The organism is Tessaracoccus bendigoensis DSM 12906 (assembly GCF_900141915.1).
In the GTDB taxonomy this organism is placed as follows: Bacteria; Actinomycetota; Actinomycetes; order Propionibacteriales; family Propionibacteriaceae; genus Arachnia; species Arachnia bendigoensis.
Genome location: NZ_FQZG01000007.1, coordinates 82,295 through 95,078 on the forward strand (window position 1 = coordinate 82,295; position 12,784 = coordinate 95,078).

Sequence of the window (12,784 nt, forward strand, 5' to 3'; positions counted from 1 at the left end):
CGTCGCCGGATCGGGTCAAAATCGTTGGCCCTATTCCTCGTCCAACAGCCAGACCTTCACGGCCTCCCCCGGCCCAACCTGCTCGACCGACTCATCGACGACGATGAGAGCGTTTGCCGCAGCCAACTCGCCGAGTGCGTGTGGCATCGACACGGGCGCGACGTGACGGACCGAACCCTCCGAGGTGACCGTGCCGCGCAGGAGATGCAGTTGGCCGAGCATCGACCGCACGGGCTGGGTGGCGATCGCCCGCACCGCGGGGTGCTGGGTCGCGGAGCCCATCAGCTTGAGGATGAGGGGGCGGGCGAAGGCATGGAAGCTGACGTAGGCGCTTACCGGGTTACCGGGGAGCATCAGCATCGGCACCTGGTCATCACCGATGAGCCCGAACGTCTGCATCCGCCCAGGCGACATCGCGACGTTGGCTTCATCGACCAGCCCGAGGTCGGCCATGACGCTGACGACCGCCTCGTAATCCTCGCGGCGGCCACCCGTCGTGGAGATGACGAGGTCGGCGCGGATGAGTTGATCGGTGATGACCTGCCTGATGCTGGCGGGGTCGTTGGTGTGCACTGCGACGCGGAACACCGTCGCTCCGACGGCCTCGGCTGCTGCGGCGATCATGAACGAGTTGGAGTCGGCGACCTCGCCATGGCCGATCTGGGATCCGGGGTCGACGAGGTGCTCCCCGGAGCTGATCACGACCACACGGGGCCGGGGGCGCACCATGACCTTGTCGATGCCGGACCCGGCGAGTAGCCCGATGGAGCGGTCGCCCAGCCTGTCTCCTTCGCTGAGCAGGCGCGCCCCGACGCGAAGATGATCGCCCGCCGCCCTGACGTGCTCCCCGACCGAGACCTTCTCGACCAGGCGGACCCTTCCGTCGTCGACGGTGCCGAAGGCCGAGGGCAGCACCGCGTTGGCACCTCGGGGAAGGACGTCGCCGGACGCGACGACGACGGCGCTCCCTTCGGGCAGCCGTTCGACGCTCGCGTCGACGATCTGGAGCGGCTCGGCCAGTTGATCCTCACCGTCGAGGAGATCGAGCGCCCGCACCGCGTATCCGTCTACCTTGGCGGTGCTGCTGGGAGGAACGTTGATCATCGAGTCGATGTCTTCGCACAACACCTGGTTCCAGGCATCGAGGAGCGACATGCCGAAGGGCCGCAACGGCTCGACAAGGCTCAGAAGGTAGCGCGTATGGTCAGCGACGCTGCGCATCCCGGCCGCGTCGAGGGCGGGGGGCGCGGGAAGCCGCGGCACCTCCTCGATCTCCGCCTCGACGGGTTCGGGCACGACGACGGGCTCCTGCTTATTCCGGGTGAACCAAGCCATGCCCCATACGATAGGTCAATGCACCGGGACCGATTCAAGGAGGAGTTGCGCGTCGAGACGCTCGCCGCCCGAGCACGGATGAGCCCCTCCGATTGGGAAAAGAGCGACGCCGCCCGCGACAGCCACATCCTCGACCGGTTGGCGGCCAGGAAGGGGACGGTTGCGCTCTACTCGTCGCGGCCCGGCGAGCCCGGAACCCACGCTCTGATCGACGCCCTGGCCGCGAGTGGCTGGGCGGTTCTGCTGCCGGTGCTCAGGCGACGCGTCGACTGGGCCCTGTTCGACTCCTGGGCGGCCATGCAACCCGCATGGGCCGGCATTGAAGAGCCCACCGGTGCTCGGCTGGGGCCGGACGCGCTCGACGCCGCAGACCTGATCCTGGTTCCCTGCCTGGCGATCGGACGGGACGGCTCGCGGCTCGGAACCGGCGGCGGATGGTACGACCGGGCTCTCCCCCACCGTCACTCCGGGGCCCCGGTGGTGGCGCTGGCGAGGGCCGCCGAGGTCCTCGACACGGTGCCCACACTCCCACACGACATCCCCGTCGACGCGGTCGTCACTGAGACCGAATGGGTCAATCTGGCGACGCGAACTATCATGGACTGGTAAATCCCCATTCACACCGTCCGAAGGTCCCGATGCCCACATACCAGTACCGTTGCCACAACTGCGGAAGCGAACTCGAGGCCGTTCAGAAGTTCTCTGACCCCGCCCTGACTGTCTGCCCCGAATGTGCCGGCGAACTGCGCAAGGTGTTCAGCGCGGTCGGTGTGGTGTTCAAGGGTTCGGGCTTCTACCGCACCGATTCCCGCAAGTCGACGTCGTCCTCCAGCCTCCCGGCGACCGAGAAGAAGTCCTCACCGCAGCCGGCCAAGGTGGAGGCCAAGTCCGCCTGAGGTAATTGCCCCCCGGAATTGCCCTGTGGATAAGGGTGATCCGGCGCCCTGACCGTCGGATAGATGGGGCATGCGTCGAATACTCACCCCCATCGCAGCCTTCGTCTCGTGGCACCGTCGGGCCGTAGGGGCCCTGTTGGCCGCAGCCGCGGTACTCATCGTGGCGACGACGCTACAGACCCCGACCCCGGCCACCCCGGCGGTGGTCACGTCGACCGGCTTGGCCGCAGGCCACATCCTCGCCGAATCCGATCTGGCCTTGCGACAAGTTCCGGACGAGGCGATGCCTGCCGAGGCCATCACCCACTTGGACGACGCCGTCGGGCGTCAGCTGATCGCCCCGGTCGGCCCCGGCACGATCCTGCAACCAGGCCTGGTCGCAGCCGACGAGCCTGCAGGGCCGGGTCGAGCCGTGGTCCCGATCCCCGTCCCCGATGAGGCGCTTCGACAGCTCCTCAGTCCCGGCGACCGGATCTCGCTGGTCGCACAAGGGCCGGAAGGCCTCGAGGTCGTCAGCCGCGACGCCCGGGTGGTCGCCCAACCCGAAGGCGAGACACCCACGTCACAACTGGGTTCGGCCAGCGTTCGGTCATCCGGCACGATCCTGGTCGACGTCGACTCGGCCGATGCTGCGATCGTGGCGAGCCTAGGGCAGGCGGGGGGCCTGAGCATCGTGCTCGGCAGTATCTGACCTCTTCTTGGCTGGGCCTTGACCCATCTGGCCTGTAAGTTCTTCTCCCGATCGCCATGGCCCCGGTCCGGCATCCCGCAGCCCCGGGCCACCCCCGCTCCGGGTGGGCCAATGTCAACGAGAGGTTTCAGGTCAAGATGAACGGTTTCAAGGAGTTTCTGCTCCGCGGCAACCTGGTCGAACTGGCGGTGGCGTTCGTCATCGGCGGAGCATTCGCCACCGTGGTTACCGCATTCACCACGATGTTCATGGACATCCTCGGCAAGCTGGGTGGCACCCCGGACTTCTCCTCCTGGAATCCCGGCGGCATCAGCGTCGGGCCGTTCCTGACCGCGCTGGTCGCGTTCGCGATCCTGGCGGCCGTCGTCTACTTCGGCGTCGTACTGCCCTACAACAAGGCGAAGGCCTTCTTCGAAAGGGAGAAGGTCGAGGAAGTGGCGGCCCCGACTTCGGAGGCGCTGCTCGCAGAGATCCGCGATCTGCTGAAGAACAAGGCCGCCTAACCTGCGCTGACCCGACACCAGCGATATGTCCGGACACCAACTGTATTTCACCGGTATCGAGCACTTTCGCTGGTAACGACGACAGCGAGCAGGTAAGCGCGACACCAACGATAGGTCTCGTCACCAGCAATCTTCACCCGACACCAGCGATATGTCTGGACACCAGCGGTGTTTCGCTGGTGGCGAGCATTTCCGCTGGTAACGACGTCGAGACGGGGCGGGCTCGTCAACGGGTTAGTGCGGGCTGGTGCCGTACTTGGTTCTGGAGCCGCCCAAGCAGTTGGTCGGGCCCCCGAGTATCGACCAGTGGCCGATTTCCACCCGTCAGACGACGAGTATCGACCAGTGGCCGATTTTCACCCGTCAGACGACGAGTATCGACCAGTGGCCGATTTCCACCCGTCAGACGACGACTAACGACCAGTGGCCGATTTCCACCCGTCAGACGACGACTATCGACCACTCCCACAATTCGGCGTCACCACCAAGCACATTGCGCAGAATGGCAACGACCAAGCCGCTCGATGTCGCTCACCGGCCGGCCCGAACACGCAACGGACGGCTCCTCAACCGGCGCGACCAAGTCGGCACGCTCTCGCTCGGGACGATTCCTCACCCGCGCGACCCAACAACTCAACCCGAGCGACCCCTCACCCCCAATGGGGCGGCCGGTCGGCCTCCAACCTCTGCTCATCGCGGTTCAGCGGCCGATGCGCAGAAGAGACTGGGCGCAGGCCGGTCAAGCCCAGCGTCTCCCTGGCGTCGGCCAACGCAGCGTCGAACCGGGCGAACCCCAGCGCCCGACGCTCATCTAGCGGCACGGGAAATGGCCAAGGAGCCTGCGCGATCTGGGCCTCAGCCCGAAGCGCAAGCAATCTGTCAGCATCGAATCCAGCGACGGCCAGGTCATCGACCAGCGACGCGACACCGACGGGGGCCAGCCTGGCACCCGTCAGCGCCAGGGCGAGCGCCGAGGCGACCTCGGCCTCAGTCGCCAAGCCTGGTGCCCGCCGGAACGGTGGTCGGGACCCCTTCGTCGGCCAGTTCGACTGCGCCGCGCACTACGACCCCAGGTTCAAACGTCCAGTCGCCCTTCACCTTGAACGACGTCGCCTTGCGCAGCGACAGGGCGGTCGGGATGCGATGGTTGAAATCGTCGACCAGCTTGAAGTACTTCGAGTCGAGGGAGATTTCCGGCGTCGAGTCCGTCGTGGCGATCAGCTTGCCCTCAGCCGTCAGCGAGTAGACGTCAGAGCGGAGCAGCAGGAGTTCGTTCGTCGTCTTGACCGGCAGGAACCGGTCCCGGCCGACACAGATCGCGGTGGCTCCTTCGAACACCTCGATCGCGGCACCCATCGCCGACTCGACCTGGATCACCGGCGTCGACGATGAGTCGCCCGGGTCGACCGTCTTCTCGTTGCGGATGAGCGGTAGACCGAGCACCGAATTGCGCTCCGTCAAGGCCTTGCGCAGCGCGACGAGGTCGAACCACAGGTTGTTGGTGTGGAAGAACGGGTGCCGGAACTCGTCGGTGAAGTAGTCCATCTCCTCCGGTGCGGTCTGTGCGGTGTCGCGAAGGATCAGCTGCCCGTCGGCCTTACGGATGGCGAGGTGGCCCCCCTTCTTGTCGTTGACGGTGCGACGGCAGAGTTCGGCTGCGTAGGGCGCACCGGACTGCGCGAACCAGCCGGCGATGGTGGCATTGGGGCAGGCACCGAGGTTGTCGCCGTTTGAGACGCAGGCGTAGCGGAAGCCGTGCTCTATGAGTTGGTCGAGTACACCCGATCCTTCGAGCGCCGGGTAGAGATCGCCGTGCCCCGGCGGGCACCACTCCAGCGTCGGGTCGGCAGGCCACTCGACGGGGGTGAGGTCGTCGGCCCGCAGCTTCGGCTCCTGGTTCTGCATGAAGCTCAGCGGCAGCCCCTCGACCTGCAGCTCGGGGTACTTGGCTAGGTGTTCGAGGGTGTCCTGCTCGGTGCGGAAGGAGTTCATCAGCAGGAGGGGCAGACGGGCGTCGTAACGCTCTCGGGCGGCCAGCACCTGGCGCGCGATCAGGTCGAGGAAATTCGCTCCGTCTCGGACCTTGAGCAGCGTCTTCGCCTTGTCAAGCCCCATGGAGGTGCCGAGGCCACCGTTGAGTTTGATGATGACGGTCTTGCCGATCGCCTCACGCGCCTGCGCGTCGGTGATGTCGACGTCGGCCAGCATCGGCGGGTCGAGCAGCGGGTCGATCGTGTCCTCCCGGATGACCCCGGTGGCCCCAGATTCGAGCAGTTCGTAGAACCGTGAGAACACTTCGATCGCGGGCGCGGACACCCCCGCATCCAGCATCTTCTGGCGGGCTGCTTCAAGACCGGCTACGGACACGACGGATTCCCTTCATTCATGGACGCAACCGATCCTATCCGCCAACCGGACCCGACGCGCGGCCGCTCACGCTTGTGCGCACAGGTCACGCACACTCACAAAGGACACTGACCACGTTCACAGGTTGCGCACAGATTCGGCGGGTTCATTGAACACATGCCGGATTCATCCCGGCGGTCTGGCACCGGAAGGAATTCAAGATGACTCGCTACCCGCATGAAGCGACATTCAACGTTGACGGCCTCGACTGCCTGCTCATCACGACCATGCCGCAGGATCTGCTGCCCGCCGTCGACATCGTCATCGAAGAGCTCACCGCGCTTGCCGCTGTCGCCTCGCTCGACCTCCACGACTCGGAGGTCTCCCGCCTGACGCGCATGGCCCGGTTCGCCGACATCACCGTGCCCGCGAGCCCGGTGCTTATCGACTACCTCAGTGCGGCCCTTTGGTCCGCCGACCTGACGGAGGGCCTGGTCGACCCGACGGCACATCGCTCCTCCTCCGGTGGAAGCACGCTACCTGGGCATGGTTGGGAGCGCATCGAGATCGGCGAGACGACCGTCTCGCTTCCGCGGGGCTGTGTGCTCGACCTGAGCGCCACCGCATCCGCGCACGCCGCCGACCTGCTGGCCCTCGCCCTTGCGGACAGGTTCGGCGGCTCTGGGTTCCTGGTCAGCATCGACGGCGACATCGCCGTCGCGGGCGTCTGCCCGGAAGGCGGCTGGCAGATCCCGGTCGTCAACGGCTCCGGCCGCACCCTGCAACTGGTATCCACCACCCATGCGGCGCTCGGCCGATCAGACGAAGCGGCCCGCGGTAAGGTCCTCATCGACCCGCGCACCGGCGACCCGGCCTCCAAGATCTGGACCCAGGTGACGGTGGCAGCCAACACCGCGCTAGAGGCGAACGCCTGGGCGTCCGCGTCCGTACTGCTTGGCGAGATGGCCCCCGCGTGGCTCAGCAACCGGGGCGTGACGGCGCGTCTCGAGCGACGCACGGGCACTACGCGGTTCACCCAAGGTTGGCCTCACCCGGTCGCCTTGACGGCAGCCTGACACCCTCGCACCGGCGAAGGCGGGGCTCCCCGTCAGTCGAGAGACAACACCAGGCGGAGCGCCTCATCCACCGCAGCCATCTCGGACGCGGACAGTCGTCCAGCGAACGCCCCCAACCGAATCTGGGGATCGATGACCGTGACCTGCTGCACCAGGATGCGGGTAGGAACTCCATCGATCTCGATCTCCGGGCGGAAGGACGCCTCGCGCCGGCCGGTGGAAGTCGGCGCGATCACCCATGTGGACAGTGGCAGATCATCTGGCTGCAGGACCACCGCGAATCGCTGCCCCGCTTGTTCATGGCCCCACTGCGCACAGCACGCATTATCCTGGTTGACCCGCCACCAGTGGCCGCCCGCGGCCTAACCCCTCAGCCGGTGACGACCTCCAGGCCGGTCAGCTTGGAAGCATCGGCGACCGAGCCTGCATCGATCACATCAATGAACCCGAGTTCCTCCATCGCGGCCGCGGCCTGGCCCGAACGGTTGCCTGAGCGGCAATACAGCACATACTGGCCATCCTTTGGCAGTTCCGAGACCTCGGCCACGAAACCCTGATCGGACACGTCCACGTTCACGGCCCCCTCGAGGTGCCCCTGCGCATACTCGGACGGCGTCCGCACGTCGATCATGACGGCATCGTCGACCAGGTCAGCCTGAGGCGCATCGGCGCATCCGACCAGCGCCAGGAGCGCGACGACGACAAGGGCCCTGGCCCAGAGCAGGGGTTGCAGGACGGTGGCTCGCGACATGGACTCTCTCCGGTTCAGTGGGACGACAACGCCGTCAGTATACCCCCATGGGTATTTGACCAGCACAGCCCGACCAGAATCCCCAGACCGATTCAGCGAACGTGCACGATCCCGTGGGCCCCCCGCTCTGCGTCGCTCATGATGTGGCTGACCACCGGGTAGTGGCCGGGCTCAGTGAAGGTCAACTCCACGAAACCGCCCTCGGCCGGCTGTAACGCGAGCGCCTGCGCGCCGCCCCCCTCGTTTCCGAACGCGTCCACCCCGTCCAAGAGGTGATAGCCACCCTCGCGGTAGAGCGTGTCGAACTGGCCGCCGACGATGTGGAAGCTTGACGCCCGGTCGGGGCCCGCGTCGAGCACGAAGAAGCGCACCTTCTCCCCCACCGAGGCCTCGAACATCTGCTGGTCGTACTGGTTGGCGACCCCGTTGAACGCGACGAAATCGGGTGCGTCGATGCCGATGCGATCAGCCTGAACGTCGTCGGCGTCCTCGGCTGTGGCCGCTGCCGTCGTGTAGATCTCGGACTGGACCAGCACGTACTCCCGGTCGACCTTCGGCAATCCGGCTTCGGGTTCGATGATCACGGCGCCGTGCATCCCGGCCGCGATGTGGGCGCTCATCGGCATCGTCGAGCAGTGGTACATCCACACCCCTGCCCGTTCCGCGGTGAAGCGGTAGATGAGCGTCTCGCCGGGCGCGATGGTGCGCATCGGTTCGTCGGGAGCGACGGCCCCGGCGTGGAAGTCGATCGAGTGGCCCATCGTGCCGTCGTTGATCAGCGTGATCTCGAACACGTCTCCGACGCGGCCGCGGAGCGTCGGCCCGACCGGCCCGCCGTTGAAGGTCCAGCGCCGCTGCCAGACCCCCGGGGCGACCTCCAATGGCACCTCGGTGACCTTGAACTCGTAGCGGTGGAGGGTTTCATCGGTCAGGGGCGGGGCGACCGGGTCGACGATGTCGGCTAGCTTCGCCTCCGGGTTGACGGTTGGCGCGGCGTGCCCCTGATGGGTCGCGCCCGGCTCCGTCGTGGCCTGCGGCTGGCCGGCGACGACGACATCGAAGACCATGCCCATCTGTCGGTGCCCCACCACGGTGCACCAACCGTTCAGGGACGCCCCGACGACACCGAGGTCGAGCTCGGCGGTCTCCCCGACGGCGAGGCGCGGGCTGCGTACGTCCCCGATCATCAGGTCGTGCACATTTGTCGGGTCCTCGTTGGTCAACTCGATGACGATCCGGTCGCCCGGGTTCACCTCGACCCGGTTCGGCTCGAAGGCCATGTCGTGGGCAGTGACCTCCACCCGCACCGTCTGCCCGGTGGGCGTGACGTCGGTGACGGCGACACTCGCGGTTGGCAGCCCGGCGGCACCGGGATCGATGCCGAACCCGACCGAAAGCGCTACGGCCAGCGCCGCGACCCCGGCGAGCAGTCCGCTACCCGTCAACGCCTTCCTACGTTCGGTCGGTGCGGCGGCGGGCTCCCCCGCCATCGCTCGGCGCTTCTCACGGATCGAGGCGCGCAACCCGGCAACCATGATCGGGAGGAAGGAGGCGAGGGCGACCAGCACCAACGTCGAGACGGTTACCTTCGCCCAGCTGGGCAGCGGCAGCAACCAGAGCAGGAGGCCGCCGTTTATCACGGTGAGCCGCAAGGCGGCAGCCTTGTCGAACCAGACCCCGCCTGCCCGCACCACCCTCGGGCCTCCCCCGAGCACCGAGGGGAGCAGGTAGGACAGCGCTCCGGTGACGAGTTGGACCAGGAATCCGACGACCCACACGCTGGCGAGCATCGGGTAGTCGGTGGCCAGTTCGATGTCGTCGGAGAAGGCCACGTGTACGGCGGTCAGGATGAGGGCCACGCAGGCCCAGAGCGCACCGGCAAGGATCGACGCGGCCGCGAACTCCCGCGGTGGTTGCTTTCGGAGAGGGGCGATCAGGCTGCGCCCGAACCAGACCAACCCAACACCGTAGGCGAGAATCCCGATCGCCGAGACCAGTCGGATCCCGGCGAGCGAGCCGCCGACGACGACGGCGAGCGCGGCGAGCAGGATCGGCATGGCCTGGCGAGCGAGGGCCTCGGCGCGGTCGTCCATCCTGGTGCGCAGCACGGTCGGCCAGAAGGTCACCAGCGTCCCGACGACGGTCAGCCCGACCCAGCCGAGCAACATCGTCATGGAGTGCGCCACAAGCAGGTTGGCGTGCCAGCGGTCATCCAGGCCGAAGGCCAGCGTCGCCCCGAACCCGGCACCGACGGGGACGCAGCACGCGGCGGCCACGTAGTAGCGGATGCTGATCCGGAACCGGCCGGGCAACGCCCGCTTCAGGTCGCGCAAGAGCACCGCGCCGTGCCAGAGGACCGCCGTCGACACGAGGGTCGCGCCGACGACGACCATCGGCCAGATGACGGTCGGCACCCCGATGAACACGAGCAGTGACCCGATGGCCAGCAGGATCAGCCTGAGGTCGGCCCGGCGGCGGGTGACGTCGTCGTCCCTGGTCTTGAGGAGGGCCGCGGTGAAGTGGGCACTCCAAACCATCACCGCGTGGGTGATGGCACCGAGCGCCACCAGGTGCACCATCAGCCAGGTCGCCTCAGGGATCCAGCGGTGCGTCAGGGCGACGATGACCGCGGCGAGGAGCCAGACCAGCAGCAGGTAGTCGCGGAACGACCGCTTGCGCCTCACCCCTTCACCACCGATGCGACGACGGTGACGGCGAACAACAGCACGGCAACCACAGTGACCGAGCCTCCAACCTGATAGAGCGGGGTGATCACGGCAAGGCCTCCGACGATTCGCAGCAGCATGCCGATGTTGAGGATGATAAGGGGTAGCCACATGGTGGGGCGGTACGGCAACGGGCGTCCGAGCACCGCGGGGAAGATGATCGGGGCGTGCGCCATGATCATCATCATGCCGAACCCGAGGAAGACACCGTGGACGACGGCGTCGTAAACCCCTGGTGATGTGGGCTGCCCGGAGACGAGCCACACGACGCCGGACAGCGCCAACCAGACGTTGCCTGCCAGCAGCGCCGCGGCGTTGAAGCGGCGGAGCCCGTCGGTGCGGATCATGCGTCGTCCAATGTCGTCGCGCAACAGCCACACCGCCGTCAGGAGGCAGCCGAACCCGAAGGCCCTATCCCCGACGGTCGGCAGCACCAGGCTGAGCGCGGCGGAAACGCCAAGCAGCGAGGCGAGCACGAGGAGGGTCGGGACGGCGCGCGGCCCCATGGTCAGTTGCGCCAACTCGGCTCGTTCCGATGCGATCGTGACGACCAGGAACGCCGCGAGCATGGGCAGCACCGTCGGGATCTCGGCCACGAGCCAGAGCCCGGCGCCGAGAGCGGCGAACGTGGCGGCGAGGGCCTGGGCGGCGACCAGGCTGAGCGGGGCGCGCCGCCACAGCGCGAGGGTGAGGACGACGAAGGCGAGGGCCCCGTCGAAGAGGAGCAGTTTGCCGAGCGCGACGGGGGCGCCGGCCAGAAGGCTCAACGCCCCTAGCCCGAGGAGGCCGGGCGCGAGGTAGGCCAGCGGGTTGCGCAGCGCTTGGGCCCGTTCGAGCGAGATCAGGGTGCCCATGAACCCGAGGACCATCACGGGGCCATGCAGGTCGGCAATGCGGTCTGATGCGACGGGCGCCCAGACGCCGAGCCGGAGCAGGCCGGCGTTCAGTCCGGTCAGCAGTGAGACACCCGCCAGCACGACGAGCGCGACGCGTAACCCGCGGGTACGGTCTCCGAAGGTGGTCGGCGGGGTCTTGTTCATGGCGGTGGGCCCGCCGCGCCGCCGGGGGAAATCGACGCGACGGAGATCTGGTGGGTCAGACGCGGGCCAGCTTCAGCTTCCAGGCCTCCGGGCCGCGGACGACATACTCGACGGTGATGTCGTCGCCGTGCCGGTCGGCGATCTGGTTCAGGAGCGGGACGGGGTCGTGAGGGGCGACCAGCACGAAGGCGGCGCCGGGCAGCAGCGAGTCGACGACGCCGTGGATGGCGGCATGCCGGACAGCGTGCGGGATCTCCCGGGCGTCGAGTTCCGGGAGGGCGTCATGCGTGGCGCCGCAGCCGCAGGAGGACTTGGGGGTGAGGTTAAGTTCGGTCACGGATCAGATATTACTACCAATAGTTTGGGTTTTTATCGGGGGTCGGTTTGGTGGTCGCCGGTGCGCGACACCAGCGACACGTCCCCGACACCAGCGATATCTCCCGACACCAGCGGTACTTCCCCGATACCAGCGATATGTCGCGTCACCAGCGGTATACGGCAGGTGACGCACCATAGCGCTGGTGACGCCGCAGAAACGCTGGTAACGAGCCCACGGCGGCGACAACGCGCTGGCAGGGAGCCCACAGCCGACGTCGAGCACGCCCCGGCGACGGCGGGAGGCCGTGGAGTCGACACCCAGGGGTAGCGGAGACGACCACGGGGACACCGGAGCGGGCTGGAGGCCCAGCTACGCGTCGCCGGAGGCTGGTCGATGGCGACCCCGGGAAGATTCGAACTTCCGACACAAGGTTTAGGAAACCTCTGCTCTATCCCCTGAGCTACGGGGCCAACCCGACCAAGGATAGCCCCACAGCGCCGGGGACATAATCCGAGGCCACCGAATCTCGCCCATGCACGCATTCGACTGCCCGCAAGCGCGGCCGCCCCCTTGCCTCACGTCCCTGACCGCGGAGCCTCAGGCTAGAATAAGTACAATCTCTTAGTCACAATCCTGACGATCGGAGCCTCATGGCCGCCACCGAACTCGCCCAATCCGTCACACAGCTGTCCGTGCTGGACGACCTTCCCGTCACGAGGGACGCGACCACCTCCAGGGTGTTGGTCAACAACCCACTTCTGCGGGTGGTCGACTTCGCCTTCGACGAGGGCCAACTCCTCACCGAGCACGCCAGCCCCCGTGCGGTCGTCGTCACGCTGCTGACCGGCACGATGGACTTCGACCTCGAAGGGGCGACGCATCAACTCGTCCCGGGCGACGTCCTCTACATGGCCCCGGACGCAAGGCATGCCCTGCGGGCCACGTCCAAGTGCCACATGCAGTTGGTCATGGTCGACGTCGACGCTTGAGTTGGGCGGAGCACTCTGGTCAGAAACTTGAGCAGGATCTGCAACTCATCAAACCCTCGACGGCATCGTCAGCAGACAACACGACGAAGCCGCCAATGAACAGCGGATCCTG

Annotated in this window: 13 protein-coding genes, 1 tRNA gene and 1 pseudogene; 6 read left to right on the forward strand and 9 right to left on the reverse strand. The window is 67.1% G+C overall.

Features of this window, described 5'->3' with window-relative positions:
• Positions 1-30: 30 nt before the first annotated feature.
• A complete protein-coding gene (locus tag BUC15_RS02590; protein ID WP_084189301.1) occupies positions 31-1,335 on the reverse strand; it encodes a molybdopterin molybdotransferase MoeA in 1,305 nt (434 codons plus the stop codon).
• Between the two features lie 18 nt (positions 1,336-1,353).
• On the opposite strand from BUC15_RS02590, the gene BUC15_RS02595 reads away from it, so the two are divergent.
• The 4 genes from BUC15_RS02595 to mscL all read left to right on the forward strand — a co-directional run bounded on the left by BUC15_RS02595 (position 1,354) and on the right by mscL (position 3,425).
• A complete protein-coding gene (locus BUC15_RS02595) occupies positions 1,354-1,944 on the forward strand; it encodes a 5-formyltetrahydrofolate cyclo-ligase (protein WP_073185996.1) in 591 nt (196 codons plus the stop codon).
• A gap of 29 nt (positions 1,945-1,973) precedes the next feature.
• Positions 1,974-2,231, forward strand: coding sequence for an FmdB family zinc ribbon protein (locus BUC15_RS02600; RefSeq protein WP_073185997.1), 258 nt, complete (start codon positions 1,974-1,976; stop codon positions 2,229-2,231).
• Positions 2,232-2,301: 70 nt separating this feature from the next.
• Positions 2,302-2,922: an SAF domain-containing protein gene (locus BUC15_RS02605; RefSeq protein ID WP_073185998.1), complete on the forward strand. Its 621-nt coding sequence runs from the start codon at positions 2,302-2,304 to the stop codon at positions 2,920-2,922.
• A gap of 137 nt (positions 2,923-3,059) precedes the next feature.
• Complete coding sequence (gene mscL / locus BUC15_RS02610; protein ID WP_073185999.1) at positions 3,060-3,425, forward strand: large conductance mechanosensitive channel protein MscL; 366 nt, start codon at positions 3,060-3,062, stop codon at positions 3,423-3,425.
• A 650-nt stretch (positions 3,426-4,075) separates the two neighbouring features.
• On the opposite strand, the gene BUC15_RS02615 is transcribed toward mscL, so the two are convergent.
• Positions 4,076-4,423 (reverse strand): hypothetical protein, encoded by a 348-nt coding sequence (locus tag BUC15_RS02615; protein WP_073186000.1) that lies wholly within the window; start codon positions 4,421-4,423, stop codon positions 4,076-4,078.
• On the reverse strand, positions 4,413-5,792 hold the full coding sequence (locus BUC15_RS02620; protein WP_073186001.1) for a UTP--glucose-1-phosphate uridylyltransferase: 1,380 nt from the start codon (positions 5,790-5,792) through the stop codon (positions 4,413-4,415). The genes BUC15_RS02615 and BUC15_RS02620 overlap by 11 nt, the downstream gene beginning before the upstream one ends.
• 200 nt (positions 5,793-5,992) lie before the next feature.
• Between BUC15_RS02620 and BUC15_RS02625 the strand changes: the two genes are divergently transcribed.
• Positions 5,993-6,847: an FAD:protein FMN transferase gene (locus BUC15_RS02625; RefSeq protein WP_073186002.1), complete on the forward strand. Its 855-nt coding sequence runs from the start codon at positions 5,993-5,995 to the stop codon at positions 6,845-6,847.
• 32 nt (positions 6,848-6,879) lie between these two features.
• Here BUC15_RS02625 and BUC15_RS02630 read toward each other — a convergent pair.
• From BUC15_RS02630 to BUC15_RS02655, 6 genes and pseudogenes are all read right to left on the reverse strand, one after another.
• Positions 6,880-7,149: pseudogene (locus tag BUC15_RS02630) on the reverse strand (type II toxin-antitoxin system PemK/MazF family toxin); the annotation flags it as partial.
• 68 nt (positions 7,150-7,217) lie between these two features.
• Positions 7,218-7,598 (reverse strand): rhodanese-like domain-containing protein, encoded by a 381-nt coding sequence (locus BUC15_RS02635; protein WP_073186003.1) that lies wholly within the window; start codon positions 7,596-7,598, stop codon positions 7,218-7,220.
• Between the two features lie 92 nt (positions 7,599-7,690).
• On the reverse strand, positions 7,691-10,282 hold the full coding sequence (locus tag BUC15_RS02640; protein WP_245787862.1) for a multicopper oxidase domain-containing protein: 2,592 nt from the start codon (positions 10,280-10,282) through the stop codon (positions 7,691-7,693).
• Positions 10,279-11,364 (reverse strand): hypothetical protein, encoded by a 1,086-nt coding sequence (locus BUC15_RS02645; RefSeq protein WP_073186004.1) that lies wholly within the window; start codon positions 11,362-11,364, stop codon positions 10,279-10,281. Before BUC15_RS02645 ends, BUC15_RS02640 begins: the two co-directional genes overlap by 4 nt.
• 55 nt (positions 11,365-11,419) lie before the next feature.
• Entirely contained in the window at positions 11,420-11,701 is a 282-nt protein-coding gene (locus BUC15_RS02650) for a DUF2249 domain-containing protein (protein ID WP_073186005.1), read from the reverse strand.
• A 376-nt stretch (positions 11,702-12,077) separates the two neighbouring features.
• Positions 12,078-12,153: transfer RNA gene (locus tag BUC15_RS02655), tRNA-Arg, on the reverse strand.
• A gap of 180 nt (positions 12,154-12,333) precedes the next feature.
• Here BUC15_RS02655 and BUC15_RS02660 point away from each other — a divergent pair.
• Positions 12,334-12,672: a cupin domain-containing protein gene (locus tag BUC15_RS02660; RefSeq protein ID WP_073186006.1), complete on the forward strand. Its 339-nt coding sequence runs from the start codon at positions 12,334-12,336 to the stop codon at positions 12,670-12,672.
• The last annotated feature ends 112 nt before the right edge of the window (positions 12,673-12,784 follow it).